The organism is Stieleria bergensis (assembly GCA_007745635.1).
Taxonomy (GTDB): Bacteria; Planctomycetota; Planctomycetia; order Pirellulales; family Pirellulaceae; genus Stieleria; species Stieleria bergensis.
Genome location: CP036272.1, coordinates 1,024,228 through 1,038,639, shown reverse-complemented (window position 1 = coordinate 1,038,639; position 14,412 = coordinate 1,024,228). Strand labels below are relative to the sequence as shown.

Sequence of the window (14,412 nt, the reverse complement as noted above, 5' to 3'; positions counted from 1 at the left end):
TCGCTGAACGCGACCGGAACTGAATCGCCCCATCGAAGCTGGTCGTCTCCACCGTACCGATCTGATGACAACAGAATACGATCCACTTGCCGAAGCGTACATTGAGTCCAAACTGCTCCCGTTTCGACTCTACTCCGAAATCCCCAATCATCTGCAATTACTTGGTGATGTTAACGGTCAACGCGTCATCGACCTCGCCTGCGGAGATGGCTTTTACACGCGACTGATCAAGCAACAGGGCGCCCAAGAGGTTGTCGGTGTTGATGTGTCCGTTGAGATGATTCAAATTGCGGAGCAAAAAGAACTGCAAACTTCTCTTGGAGTTCAGTACCGCGCGGGGTCAGCGGTCGATCTTGGCTCGATGAACTTGGGCAGCTTTGACGTCGCCAGCACTGCCTTTCTGTTTAACTGTGCCCGCAGCCGTCAGGAACTGGACCAGATGTTCGCTGCAATCGCCGACTGCCTGCGCCCGGGCGGTCGACTGGTTGCCACCGTTGGCGAACTGGGCCATCGTCCCGGCATTGACTTTTCTCAGTACGGGATGATCTGCGACGCTACCGAATCGCTGGGCGAAGGCGAACCGTACAACATTGACTTCTTGCTGCACGAGCAAGCGTTCTCAATCACGGATTACAACCACAGCCTGGCAACCTACCAACAGGCTTGCGAAGATGCAGGAATGACCTTCAGCGAATGGCTGCCCTGCACAGTGACAGACGAAGGCCTACAAAAACTGGGACACTCGCACTGGGAGACCTGGCTATCGTCTCCCTGCCTGTATCGGTTCGAGGCATCAAAGCCGCGTTAACCGCTCTGGCATTAGCTGCGGACACGAGACAGTCCGCCATCAACTCCGACCACTTGCCCTGTGATCCAAGTCGCGTCACTGGAGAGTAAAAACGCAGCCAAAGACGCAATGTCGTCAACGGTTCCCAAGCGTTTTAGCGGATGTCGCTGACTGAGCGCCTCGCGTTTCTGCTCGGTCGACAACAGCGACTCCGCCAGCGGCGTGTCGACCAATGAGGGAGCGATACAGTTCACACGAATCTTGGGTGCCAGCTCGGCAGCCAATGCTCTTGTTAGACCTTCGACGGCGCCCTTGGCTGCGGCAACCGAAGCATGCATCGCCAACCCCTGCGACACGGCCACCGTGCTAAACATCAGCACGGACGCGTCCTTTGCCGCCTTGAGTGGCTTCAAACATGCTTGCAAGCACTTCACCGCGCCGATCACGTTGAGCTGATAGTCTTGCATCATCGCTGCGGGCTTTAGTCCACGAAGAGGCCCCAGGTTAATGGACCCAGGACAGTACACCAAACCGTGGATTTCGTCCGGTAACCAGTCAGGATTGATGTCGTCCGACAAGGCATCAAAGCGATGAAAATGGATGTTGGCAGAATCGGCGCAGTCGTCGGCCTCGTTGGTCCGCGACAAGAGATCCACGCGGTGCTGCTGTTGAGCGAGGCGAGCGACGATGCCCGCGCCGATGCCATAGCTTCCACCGATAACGACAAAATTCTTGACTGTCATGTGATGTCTGTTTGCTGTTCTTGGCTCGTTTGGCCTGACCTGATGGACTCCGCGCGAAGTTAGAACGGCGTTGCGTTGAAACTGCGCAATGAAAGGACGGGCTTCTTTTTCACCGCCTGCTATCGACAACTGCGGTTCTTGATCACAAGTTGCACCTTGATCTTTGCAACTCGCCCGATGTTTGAATCATAGAACGGTTGTCTAGCCCTCCTCCATTGCGTGCCATGATTGACAACCAAACGAGGGCCATGCCTGCCAGCCCGACTGGCCCGCCGTGGATGGTTGCGACAAACCCAACCTGTGCATCCAAGGCCTATGCATCCAAGATGCTGTGCGTCTAAGCCCAAACGTTGTCCGGTCCCATGAAGGGATCAGGTCGAAAAGTGCGCCTACAGATGCCGGTTGAACCCTGGCCAACAACCTGCATGAAACGTGACAGGATAGAGGCGAGCCGTCGGCTTGGGATGCGATTGACTCGACAGGAAACCGGAGCCCTTCCTGAAGCAACCACGGCAGTCAAAAGAGAAACCACCGCCGGCTTGGAGAGCAAACGGAGCGAACCATCGCAGTGTTAGCTCACCCGTGGTGACAAGAACATCCTGTCACCCATTCTCGACGCAAGCACCAAAGAGAACGAAATCTTGCGAAGCGTGATCACGCATCGGATGGAGCGTTCAATTGTGCGATCAAACGGTTTCGCCGTTTTCAGCCAGCATGAGCTCTGCACCATCTAAGAAACTTGCCAGGGACCGAGCGCGGTAGGGCTGCTGCAACTTACGCACAGCCTTGCTTTCGATCTGACGCACTCGTTCGCGTGTGACTTGAAAGATTCGCCCAACCTCTTCCAAGGTATAGGTGTAACCATCGGCCAACCCGTAACGCAAACGCAAGATCTCACGTTCGCGATAGTTCAGCGTCTCCATGGCCAAGTTAATTTGAGTCTTCAGTGCCTGGCGGTTGGTTTCCAGAAGCGGATCATCGTCGCGGTAATCCTGCAAGAATTCACCAAACACACTTTCGTCGTGATCGCCCACTGGCTGATCCAGGGACAGTGGCTGGCGACTCATCTTCAAAATAACACGCGTGTCTTCAAGACTCATTCCGCTGCGTTCACAAACCTCTTCGGCGGTTGGCTCACGACCGTTCTCTTGAACCAAATCACGAGTGATTTGACGAACCTTGTTCATCGTGTCGATCATGTGCACGGGCACACGAATGGTACGGCTTTGGTCAGCAATGGCGCGGGTGATCGCTTGGCGAATCCACCACGTTGCATAGGTGCTGAACTTATAGCCGCGAGCATGTTCAAATTTGTCCACCGCTCGCATCAAGCCAGTGTTGCCCTCCTGGATCAGATCCAAGAATGACAGGCCACGGTTGCGATACTTCTTGGCGATCGAAACCACCAGACGCAGGTTACCTGCGGAAAGAATTCGCTTGGCCGCCTCATAGTCGTCTCGGTAGACGTCACTGCGACGCACTCGCTTGGCCAATGTCACCGGCGACTCGTAAGTCATTCGCATCAGCTGATTGAGCTCGGATCGAATTTCCTCAGGCGAAGGCATTCCCGGAGCCCACTCGCTGGGATCTTTTGCCAATAATTGTTTGATTTCAATCATTCGTGCCGAGGCTTGCTTGAGCTTGTCGAAGATCGGCTGCAGCTTGCCGGTTCGAAGGTTCATTTCTTCGACCAAGCGAACCGCCTTGTTACGACGTACAACGAGGTTTTTCCAGGCAGCGCGGCGCTGACGCATGGGAAGCTGCTTGTTGATCGCCACGGCAAAATCAAGCTTGTTACGCTGCAGCAAACACTCCAGCGTGGCCACATTGGGAACAATCCGCTGCATGATGGCTTTTTTCTCAGCCGCGTTGGTCACGCTGACTTCAATCGTGCGATCGAGTCGCAACTGCTTGTCACGAACCTGTTGCAAGAGCTTGAGGGAAGCCTGCAACATGAAGTCGGTTGCCAGGATGCAGTGCCGATATCGATCTCGCGTTTGCTCGATTTGCTGAGCAGCAGCGACTTCTTGCTCACGTGTCAGCAATGGGATCTGCCCCATCTGCATCAGGTACATGCGAACCGGATCGTCCGTCGGATCCGCCTCTGGATCCATTTCGTCGGAAAGGCCGCGGAGATTGATGGCGCTGGGCTCTAAATGAGATTCAGCAAAATCTTCTCCCATCACGCGAGAGCGTCGGCTAACCGACTCATCGGCGTCAAACGAGTCGTCCTGCAAGCTGCGACCGTTAAGATTGTTGGACATCCGATTCTCCTGAGACATGAACTGCGAGTCTTCGTGGGGCTGGGTTTCCGAAACTGCATAGTCCATGCCGGTAGGAGCAGAAGAAAAGGCCTGTATCATCGCAAGTCCTTGTGGGGGTGGGGTTTGCGCGAAAAGTTTTTAGATGACCTGGGTTCCAGTGTGTTGCGAAAAAACACAATCATGTTGCTCCAATGCAACAGCTGAGTCCGCAGGGGGCTGCCATCCAACAACTCCGCTTACCTACAACGCACCAGCACTGGAAATGAACACGGGGGGAAATCACACCATTCCAAATCAGTACCCCCCAATGAAGCCACCATGCGAAAAGGGGAACAGTCATAAACTAGGTTACCACTGACGGGCTTAACGGAATTCCCTCAAACTTTTAGACTGGCACTGTGTTGTGTTGGTTCCAGTTCTCCGCTCGCATTGCACTAATCGTTGTATCACGAACTCCCGGTGCCCTCGGGACACCACTTCTGAGGATCGCTGAGCACACCCCTGTTGGAAATTCCAGGATCGCAGCTGCCGAGAAACTTTAAAAACGCAGCTCTTCAGGAGCCCCAGGAACAAGTGTTTTTCGGAAACCGTTTTCGGGAAAACCAGGAACCAGGAAACCCAAGAACACAGCGACTTAGACACGCCGCTCCTTCGGAGCACGGCCAGTTAGGAACGCTGCGACTCAGGAACACCGCCGCTTAGGAATAAAGAACAGTCATGAGCTTGGACGACTATTCATGGATTGACCACGACCGGTTCGATGATTGGCAAGCGGCACAACACCATCTTGCTGGCATCTGGTCCTGTGGTGCGCCGGCCGACCTGTTGGCGATGCTGCAGAGTCGATTGACTGAGTACCTCAACGAGCTGGTTGACCCGGACGCTGCGGTTGCCAATCTGGACCGTTTCATTGCCGCCAGTCGATCTCCTACTTCACTGCTGTCGCTGTTTGAGCGCGACCAAGAAGCTCTGTCGGCATTGATGCAGGTCTTCACCACCAGTCAAGCGCTTGCGAATCGCTTGATCGCGGACCCTGAAAGCTTTGACTTGATGCGTGCCAGTGACGGGCAGCCGGCCGAACGATCATTTCTGGTCGACGAATTGGTGGCCGAGATCGAGCCGTTTGAAAGCGCCAGTCGAGCTGCGTTGGCGATTCGCAAGTTCTCCAGTCGAGAGATCATTCGAATTGCCTACGGTGAATTTGTTCGCGACCTCAACCCAGCGCATGTCGGCCAACAATTGGCTTATGTAACCGATGCGATTCTAGAAGCAGCCTTGGCATTTTCGCTGCGTCGCCTTGCCAACACGATGGGCCTGCCCAACGACACCGACGGCAAACCAGTCCGCGTCAGCCTGATTGGCTTGGGGCACCTGGGCGGCTCGGAGATGGCCTATGGCGATCCATTTGAAGTCCTGTTCCTCTATCAAGGCATTGAATCCAAGAACGATTCGCACCAGGAATTTCTACAGAAACTGGTCCAGGAAGTCATCTCTCTGATCCAAACGGATGAATCCAGTGCCCTGGGCGTTTCGGTCGACACCTCGTTTCGCCCGCTGGGCGATCAAACGGTGATTCATGACAGCGAGCTGACCGCCAAGCAACTTGAATCGGACGGGCGAACGTGGCAGCGGATGAAGATGACCAAATCGCGTGTGGTGGCCGGTGACGCAGAGTTAGGCAGTGACTTTATTCAGCGTTTACAGCCCTGGATTTATCAACAGTTCATGAGCCGCCAAGACTTCACCAACATTCGCACCCTGCAAACCAAACTCAGACGTCGCTTTGAAGTCAAACAGGCGGATGCCGAAGACGTCAATCTAGCCCCAGGCGGACGGGCGGACATTGAACTGATGATTCAGTTCCTGCAATTGCTGCACGGCTGGAGCTGCCCCGCGGTGCGCGTCGGAAACACTTTTGAAGCCATCGCGCAGTTGGAATCTGCCGGCTGTCTGACCCATCAAGAATCCAGCCTGCTGCTGAAGGGGATTGCCAGACTTTGCCGCTTGGAACATCAATTGTCGATCATGACAGGTCGTTTGGTCAGCCAACTGCCCAGTGACCAGACGCGCCGGCGACGACTCGCTTGGCACCTTGGGATTCGCAACGACACCGGAACCAGCGGCGACCTGGATCGTTTCCAATCGCAATTAGATGACACGTTCAAATTGAATCGAAAGGTTCTCAACCACTTAATGGTCGAAGCACCTGATGGGCAGGACGACACAGGAAACGACAATCAAGAACCAGAGTTTGCCGTCGAAACTGAATTGGTCTTGGACCCTGACCCCGATCCCAAGCTGGTTCAATCAACGCTGCAGCGACACGGGCTACAAGATATCCCACGAGCAATGGAACACATCCATTCACTGGCAACTGAATCGGTTCGTTTCTTATCGCGTCGGCGTTGCCACCATTTCTTTGCTGCCGTTGCGCCACAATTGCTTGCGGAGATCGCGACCACACCGGACCCGGATCGCACGCTAAGCACTTTGTCCGAAGTTGCTGATTCGCTGGGCGGCAAATCCAGCTTATGGGAACTGCTGCGAAGCAATTCAGCGACTCTGCGATTAATGGTTCGGCTATGTGCCGCAACGCCTTACCTGAGCGACTTGCTGATTGCGACGCCAGGGATGATTGATGAATTGATTGATTCATTGTTGATGAACCGCCTGCCCAGCGCTGAACGTTGGGACGCTCGTTCGATCGATCTATGCCGACGAGCAACCGACATCGACGTGGTCATTCATGGTTTTAAAAACAGCGCCCACCTGATGATTGGTGTGCACGACATTCTGGGGAAAGAAACGGTTGAAACCACCCACCGCGCGCTCGCGGACTGCGCCGAAGCTTGCTTGCGACGCACGATTGAATGGGAACAAGAACAGCTTGCCATGCGTTTTGGTGACCCGGTCAATGCTCAGGGAGAACCAGCGGAACTGATTGCGGTCGCACTGGGCAAGTTTGGCGGTCGAGAACCCAACTATCACAGTGATTTAGATGTGGTGTTCTTGTATAGCGACCGGGGCGAAACTCAACGACGCGTCGGCGGTCCACGCAAGACCATTCCGAACGCTCAATTCTTCAACCAGCTCGCCGGCGCGGTTGTCAATCGCATCAATCACAGCGAAGAGTTCGGAAGACTGTATGAACTCGATGGCAAACTACGGCCTGCGGGCGAAGAAGGTGTGATCGCGGTCGAGCAACAGCAATTCATCCAACGCTTCCGACGGGGTCTGGCCCCGTTATGGCAACGCTTGGCGCTCTGCAAAGCACGAGTGGTCTCTGGCAGTCGCTTTGTACGCGCGAACCTGACCGAACAGTTACAAGAAACCCAGGTGGCCACGCAGTTCCATCGCTCCATGATCGACGAGACCTGCCAGTTGCGACTGAGAATCCAACAAACAGCGAGCGAAGAAAACCTGAAACGCGGCGTCGGCGGGACCGTGGATGTGGAAATGATCGCTCAGATGATGACCCTGAAGCACATCCATGAGCACCCCAGCTTGTCTGTTCCTGGTACGATTGACTCACTGAACCGACTCGCAGATCTGGGCCTGCTACCTGAGGCTGAAGTCCGGCAACTGATCGACAACTACCGAACGCTACGACGTGTCGAGGCGAACCTGTGTTTGATGAACACCAAAGCGCGCCATGAACTTCCCGAATCAGAGGCTCAACTGAACGACTTGGCATTTTTGATGAACCGCAACGACCCCGGATCGATTCGTGATCAAGTTCATCAATGTCGCGTGGAAAACCGCCAACTCTTTCAGCAGATCTTTGATCGCTGATCCCTCCTGCCTGCCTTCCCCACCCGCCACGCGATTCAACAACCACCGAAACTGATTTCATCATGAGCAACGCCTCCCCGTCCAGCCAGAGTCATCAACCTGCAAACCGCGACAACGATCGAGACCCCAGTCGCCTGCGTTCGTCTCGTTGGTTTGGTCCCGACGACATGCGTTCCTTCGGTCATCGATCGCGTTTGAAAGCGATGGGCTTTGACGATGTCGATTATCAAGATCGACCCGTGGTGGCGATTCTGAATACTTGGAGTGAACTGAACACCTGCCATTCGCATTTTCGCGAACGCAGCGATTCTGTTCGCCGCGGCATCCTACAAAGCGGCGGCTTTCCCGTCGAAGTCCCGGTGATGTCGCTGGGCGAAATGATGATGAAGCCCACGACGATGCTCTATCGCAATTTGCTGGCGATGGAAGTCGAAGAAGTGCTGCGTTGTCATCCGATTGATGCCGCTGTGCTGATGGGTGGCTGTGATAAGACGGTGCCCGCGATGCTGATGGGCGCCATTAGCGCCGACATCCCGTCCGTCTTTTTCCCAGCCGGGCCGATGCTCAAGGGACTCTGGAAAACAGAGACTCTCGGCAGTGGCAGTGATGTTTGGAAATACTGGGACGAACGGATGGCGGGCAATCTGTGTGACGCAGACTGGAAGTGCATTGAAAATTGCATCGCCCGTTCGGCTGGAACCTGCATGACCATGGGCACCGCCAGCACCATGGCCTGCGTTGCCGAGGCCATGGGAATGACGCTGCCTGGCGCGGCTTGTATCCCTGCCGTCATGGCCGACCATCAACGCCTCGCCGTGCAAACTGGACGGACGGCCGTGGAGATGGCCTGGGCCAACCGCAAACCATCTGACGTGCTGAATCAGCAGTCGGTTGAAAACGGGGTCAAGGCGTCACTTGCCATTGGAGGCAGCACCAATGCGATTGTTCACCTGATCGCCATCGCGGGTCGATTGGGAGTCTCATTAACGCTGGATGACTTTGACTCCTTCTCCCGAACCACGCCTGTGCTAGCCGACATTCGTCCCGGTGGCCAGTTCTTGATGGAGGATTTCTACGAAGCCGGTGGATTGCCTGCACTCCTGTCACAAATGACGGACCTGCTTCACACGGACTGCAAGACCATCACCGGCGGGACGCTGGCGGATCAAATTCAAGATCAAGAAGTCATCAATGACCAAGTGATTCGCAGCCGGGACAATCCCGTGTCAGACATTGGCGGCACCTGTGTTCTGAAAGGCAACTTGGCTCCCAGCGGCTGCGTTATCAAGTCCATCGCAGCAGATCCCAAGTTGCTGCATCATCGAGGTCCAGCACTGGTGTTTGACAACTATCCAGAAATGAAAGCCAAGCTGCACGACGAAGACCTCCAAGTCGATGAAAACAGCGTGCTGGTTTTGCGCAGTGCCGGCCCCTTGGGCGCACCGGGCTTTCCAGAATGGGGCATGCTGCCGCTGCCAAAGAAACTGCTGCAGAAAGGCGTCCGAGACATGGTCCGGATCAGCGATGCTCGGATGAGCGGCACAAGCTATGGCACCTGCGTGTTGCACATTGCCCCTGAAAGCGCCGTCGGCGGCCCGTTAGCCTGGATCGAAACCGGCGATATGATTGAGATCAATGTGCAGCAACGCACCATCCACTGGGACATCAGTGACGAAGAGCGGCAGCGTCGACAAGCAGCCAAACCAGTCAACCCGCCGGTCCCCAGTCGTGGCTATGGGCAGCTGTACGCCAAACATGTTACCCAGGCGGACCAAGGCTGCGATTTTGACTTCCTGGTCGGTCGCTCCCCCGGACTGGAACCCGGGATTCACTGATCTTCCAGGGAAACGCAACGATTCGCTGGCCAATTGGTCCAGGATTTGCCTTTCAATTGATGCTGTGCCGTTTTTGCAGCGCTGTGTTTGCAGCCTCATGCTTGGCGGTTTGCCTGGCTGACGGTTTGCCTGGCTGACGGTTTGCCTGGGCGATGCCAGCGATTGGCCGGATCAATTGGCAACAGCAAGCGTGGTAGGTTAAAGTCTAACCGTTGGCTGCTGCCGCGCTTGGACAGCATTCACTTTAGACCGCTTTGTCAGCAGACTGTGTTTCCCAAAGTAGACCGCGATGACCACTTCTGATTCGTCGACCTGCCGATTTGTCTCCGACCTGCATCTTTTTTCAAGTCGCTCAACCGGTCCGCAGTGGATGGAGGCGATCAACCAATCCGTTCGCGACAGCCAGACGTTTGTGTTGGGAGGTGACATTTTTGATTTTAAGTGGAGCACCCTTCAGTGCGACAAACGGAGCACTGAAATGGCAGAGCGTTGGATTGTCGACCTGATGCAGCACAATCCTGAGTGCAACATGCACTTTGTCCTGGGCAACCATGATTCACACCCGATCTTTGTTGATCGTTTAGAATCCATCGCACAGCGACACACGAACTTTCATTGGCATCGTTACTTCGTGCGAATGGATCAGTGTTTGTTTTTACATGGCGACGTTGCAGATGGAAAACTGGCGCACGATCAACTCGATCGTCGCCGTCAAAAGATTGAGGCCAAGAAGCCCCGACGCAAGCACTGGCACGTTGCCTACGATCTTGCGATCAAAGCCAAACTCCACCATCTGGCGATGATGTCGATCCGTGAACTGAAGGTCCTGAAATGCATCCGTCAGTATGCCGATCAGATTCAGCACAGCACGGCCGAAGGCGTCACCGATGTATTTTTTGGCCATACTCATATCGATCTTGATGGCGTCGAATATCGCGGAATGAAATTTCATAATGGCGGCGCCGCCATCCAAGGGCTGCCATTCCGGATCTTACAAGCAGATTTGGGGCAGCCACAATTGGTGCAAGGCCACTAACGATTGGGTGGAGGAATCGGGTCGTGGAAAGCCTTGATCCAACGCTGTCACTGGCATTTAGCTGAATCTGCTTTCACGAACGCCCTGCCCGCCTTAGGATGGTGCCTAACTAATATTGTCTAGTGAGCACAGAGCGACTGGTGGGAAGACTCCTTTTACCCGCAAGCCCCCCCTGTTGCCCGCAAGCACCCTTTGTTAACCGCGAGCCCCTTTGTTGCCCGCAAGCACCCTTTGTTAACCGCGAGCCCCTTTGTTGCCCGCGAGCCCCCATGGTCATGAATCACCTTGGAGACAGACCATGAAGAACCAAATCATCAAAAAAGCTTGGCTACGTTGGATTGCCGAACGAAGTGAAGCGTTGATGTTTTCACTGGCCGTGGCTTATTTGGCATGCTTGGCCGTCTTGGTGGTGCTGTGGGTCGATGTTCCAGGCTTAGAAACGCGTTCCCAGCTGTTCGACAAAGACAGCGAACGCGTCGAGATGTTGGCTGGCAGTTTTGATGACAACTCACTGCGGGTCATCGAGCATCTGGAAACCTTGGTCTTGGTCACGATGGGCTTGGTTTGGATTGTGGTGATCGGCGAAGCCATCTGGCATGTGCTGACACGTGCTCCAGATCGAACGAATAAACACTATCACATTGCGAGCTTGGTCTTCTGCTGCTGCCCGTTTCTGCGGATGTGCGCTCGCAGTCCCGAGATGCGCGATCGCATTTGGCTGCCAGGCCTGGGGTGGCGGCGAGGCGGCGCCAGCTTGCAGCGACAACTCGAACGCTCCTTTAGTGTTCCCATGATGATCGTGGCACTGTTAATCATGCCGATCTTGATCACCGAGTTTTTCCTCAAGGACCAGGTCGCGGCATACCTTTGGCTGCGTGTGCTCCTGCACATTGGCACGGGCGTGATCTGGTTTGCCTTTGCCCTTGAGTTTGTCTTAATGGTGTCGATTGCAGAGAAGAAAATCGACTACTGCAAACATCACTGGATTGATTTGGCGATCATCCTGCTGCCGCTGGTGGCCTTCTTGCGTTCGCTTTCCTTGGCCAGGACACTGCGACTGACAAACGTCATGCGTGTTCAGCAGCTGTCGAATCTGGCCCGTGCTTATCGCTTACGCGGCACGGCAATCAAAGCCTTCCGAGTCTTGATTTTGTTTGACTTGACAGAGCGTTTGTTCAACTTAAATAAAGAGAAACGCTTGGCCAAAATGCAAACACAGCTTCGTGAATTAGAAAAACAAACTCGCATGCTGCGTCATCGCATGGCACGATTGAAGCGTCAGATAGGAGAAGACAGCGAGGCCGTCAATCCAACCGATCAAACGCCTCAGCCAAAGCATGCTTCGCAAAGCTTCACAACGACTCCAACGGTCACCGCCGACGAATAAGTTCTGGATGACCAATCGGTTCCAGATGACGCGTCTCGGCCCTCCGATCCCCAAGCATGCGTTGCCTTTGATCTCCGGCTAATCCAGCGGCACGGACGCCGGGGGCTGACGGTTTTCTGTGTCGCCCTGACATTTCTGTTCCGGCTTGGCAAAGCAGGACACCAAGCCAATGCAGAGGGAACAGACGCAGAAACAAACTAAAAGTCCGCTGATTACGCCCAAGGCATCGGCCAGAAAATCACCCCACTCCGGACTGCGACCGGGCGAGAAAGCCTGCGTGATTTCATCAATCGCACCATAGCTAATCAACACCACGCTGATCAGCCATGACGATCGCCAGAGGGAACCTTGGAACCAGCGACGGAGCGACTTCATCGGGCTCGGGCGGTTTGGCTCGCCAGGCGATTGGTTCTGCTGGGCTAGAGATGGCTGGGCTGCGAAGGGGCTCGGCCAAATCACCAGGCTGCATAGCACTGCCAATCCGAAGTAAGCCAGGAAGTGCTGAACCTTGTCGTGATGGCCGGTGCTGGGAACAGAATCCCCTGGCAAGTGTGTGCCAGTGAACAGCGCCAGCCAGTACAGGCACAAAATGATGAATCCCAGCCGAATATTGAACAGCTTATGGTCTAAGATATGTCGCATCGCTATGATGGTCTGGCGTGTCAAAATACACTAGTTGCAACAGATTCCGGGTCAGAGCACCGCCAGACTCGTTTGCTTTTGCCGATCCGCAGTTTCATCTTAATAGGCGTCCTCTGCACCAACAGAGCCCATTCATCTTCAACGATTCGATTGTCGGGATTTAGTCATGCATCGTCTTCTTTGTTCAATCTACGACACGTTTAGCCCACCAGCTGATGCTGCACCTGGATTGAGAACCAGACTGCCCGCTACAGCAGGCAAGCAACATGCTCTGTTGGTCGCTGCGATCTCCATCGCGATGACATTGTGTTCAGCCGGCAGCCATCCTGCCGGGGCGCAAGCACCAGCAGACCCTGGAAACAACAGCCAGGCGAAACCGACGTCAAAACCGGTCGCCAAGCAGCAGTGGATCGCACTGAAGGACCACTGGAAGCAATGCGAGTTCGGTGGGGACGGCGAAGTAAAGATCAAGGACGGCGTGGTCAAACTCGATTTCGGTCAGCCGATCACAGGTGTTCGTTGGCTGGGCAGTTTTGAAGGCGATAAAGCGGTTGGCAGTGACAGCAATGATCCCAAGCTTCTTGATGCAATCAAGGCTGCGAAGAAGGCTCCCAAGCTTGCACGTGACCATTACGAAATTCGCTGGGAATGCCGACGCAATGGCGGCGATGACTTTCTCTGTGCAATGACCATGCCCATTGGCAAGAACTACATCAGCCTGGTGATGGGTGGCTGGGGTGGCGGGATCACCGGCATCAGCAGCATCGATGGCTACGACGCAAGCGATAACGAAACGACCACGTACAAGGCCTATGACAACGGCACTTGGTACAAAGCTCGAGTGCGAGTGGACGCCGCGAAAATCACCGTCTGGATCGATGAGATTGAAATGTTTGATGTGCCTCGTGAGGGTCACACCTTTGACATCCGCTTTGAAATGGAGCCCTGCGCCCCGCTGGGAATTGCCAACTTTGAATGCGATTCAAGCATTCGCAACATCCACTGGCGTGCATTGACTCAAGCCGAAAAGCGAGCCGCGGCACGTCAGAAGTCTGAACAGTAATCGCTTAGCGAGAATGGGTGACAGGTCATGTCTCTGGATCAAATCGATATCGATCAGCACTATATGCAGCGTGCCTATGAGCTTGCCATGCAAGCGGCTGCTGCAGATGAAGTGCCTGTTGGTGCACTGATCCTTCATCAGCAACAGATCATTGCTGCCGCACACAATAGCCGGGAAACCTTGAAGGACCCCACCGCTCATGCCGAGATGCTCGCCATCACGCAAGCGGCTTCAGCAATCGGTGACTGGCGTCTAGAAGACACCACGCTCTATGTCACGCTGGAACCCTGTGTGATGTGTGCTGGTGCAATTTTGCAATCGCGAATTCCTCGGGTGGTTTATGGAGCGACCGATCCGAAGGGTGGCGCAACAGATAGTCTGTACCAATTATTGCAAGATCAGCGTTTGAATCATCGTTCGCAGGTCACTCAAGGTGTACTAGCTGAGCAATGTGGGAACATTTTGACGGATTTCTTTTCTGCGAAACGTGCGCTGGGTAAAAAGTGACGGCGAGGTTGACTTGCCCGTTCGTCACGACATGAAAAAGCCCGAGTGTGATCGGCTGCCGGGGTGAAGTTTCACAGGCTTGACCTATCGGCTGCTTGACCGAGACGCATCAAAACCCCTGGTTTTCGTACCCTGAGCATCATCTCGCTGCCTCAACACCAACCCGTGAAACACCGCCTCTGGAGGCTCTGACGGCGAAGGCTTGCTGTGGGAACGCGAGATCAATTTTGGCTTCGCGATGGAGGCTGGCGGCCTGTCAAACTGTGCCGGTTTGACAGATTCTCGGACTTTTGCAATTTCTGTTACCAAAGAAACTAAGCCATCACCGGAGGAATGTCCGATAAGACCGTCACGAC

The 14,412-nt window shown here is 54.7% G+C and carries 10 protein-coding genes; 7 read left to right on the top strand and 3 right to left on the bottom strand.

All coding sequences use genetic code 11. The features are described from left to right. The first annotated feature begins 64 nt into the window (after positions 1-64). Positions 65-808, top strand: coding sequence for a class I SAM-dependent methyltransferase (locus tag SV7mr_RS03350; RefSeq protein ID WP_145269213.1), 744 nt, complete (start codon positions 65-67; stop codon positions 806-808). Between the two features lie 11 nt (positions 809-819). Here SV7mr_RS03350 and SV7mr_RS03345 read toward each other — a convergent pair whose 3' ends face one another. Next, a complete protein-coding gene (locus tag SV7mr_RS03345; protein ID WP_145269211.1) occupies positions 820-1,530 on the bottom strand; it encodes an SDR family NAD(P)-dependent oxidoreductase in 711 nt (236 codons plus the stop codon). Positions 1,531-2,216: 686 nt separating this feature from the next. Next, on the bottom strand, positions 2,217-3,893 hold the full coding sequence (locus tag SV7mr_RS03340; RefSeq protein WP_145269209.1) for an RNA polymerase sigma factor RpoD/SigA: 1,677 nt from the start codon (positions 3,891-3,893) through the stop codon (positions 2,217-2,219). A 618-nt stretch (positions 3,894-4,511) separates the two neighbouring features. Between SV7mr_RS03340 and SV7mr_RS03335 the strand changes: the two genes are divergently transcribed. The 4 genes from SV7mr_RS03335 to SV7mr_RS03320 all read left to right on the top strand — a co-directional run bounded on the left by SV7mr_RS03335 (position 4,512) and on the right by SV7mr_RS03320 (position 11,844). Beyond that, positions 4,512-7,586 (top strand): [protein-PII] uridylyltransferase family protein, encoded by a 3,075-nt coding sequence (locus SV7mr_RS03335; protein ID WP_145269207.1) that lies wholly within the window; start codon positions 4,512-4,514, stop codon positions 7,584-7,586. Between the two features lie 62 nt (positions 7,587-7,648). Next, a complete protein-coding gene (araD, locus tag SV7mr_RS03330) occupies positions 7,649-9,421 on the top strand; it encodes an L-arabinonate dehydratase (protein ID WP_145269205.1) in 1,773 nt (590 codons plus the stop codon). A gap of 289 nt (positions 9,422-9,710) precedes the next feature. Beyond that, positions 9,711-10,457, top strand: coding sequence for a metallophosphoesterase (locus SV7mr_RS03325; RefSeq protein ID WP_145269203.1), 747 nt, complete (start codon positions 9,711-9,713; stop codon positions 10,455-10,457). 298 nt (positions 10,458-10,755) lie between these two features. Beyond that, positions 10,756-11,844, top strand: a complete 1,089-nt coding sequence (locus SV7mr_RS03320; protein ID WP_145269201.1) for a potassium channel protein — start codon at positions 10,756-10,758, stop codon at positions 11,842-11,844. Positions 11,845-11,922: 78 nt separating this feature from the next. Here SV7mr_RS03320 and SV7mr_RS03315 read toward each other — a convergent pair whose 3' ends face one another. Further along, positions 11,923-12,486: a VanZ family protein gene (locus tag SV7mr_RS03315; protein WP_145269199.1), complete on the bottom strand. Its 564-nt coding sequence runs from the start codon at positions 12,484-12,486 to the stop codon at positions 11,923-11,925. A 166-nt stretch (positions 12,487-12,652) separates the two neighbouring features. Between SV7mr_RS03315 and SV7mr_RS03310 the strand changes: the two genes are divergently transcribed. Both SV7mr_RS03310 and tadA read left to right on the top strand, forming a co-directional pair. Beyond that, positions 12,653-13,549, top strand: a complete 897-nt coding sequence (locus tag SV7mr_RS03310) for a 3-keto-alpha-glucoside-1,2-lyase-like domain-containing protein (RefSeq protein WP_145269197.1) — start codon at positions 12,653-12,655, stop codon at positions 13,547-13,549. Positions 13,550-13,576: 27 nt separating this feature from the next. Continuing rightward, positions 13,577-14,056, top strand: coding sequence for a tRNA adenosine(34) deaminase TadA (gene tadA / locus SV7mr_RS03305; protein ID WP_145269195.1), 480 nt, complete (start codon positions 13,577-13,579; stop codon positions 14,054-14,056). Positions 14,057-14,412: the final 356 nt, after the last annotated feature.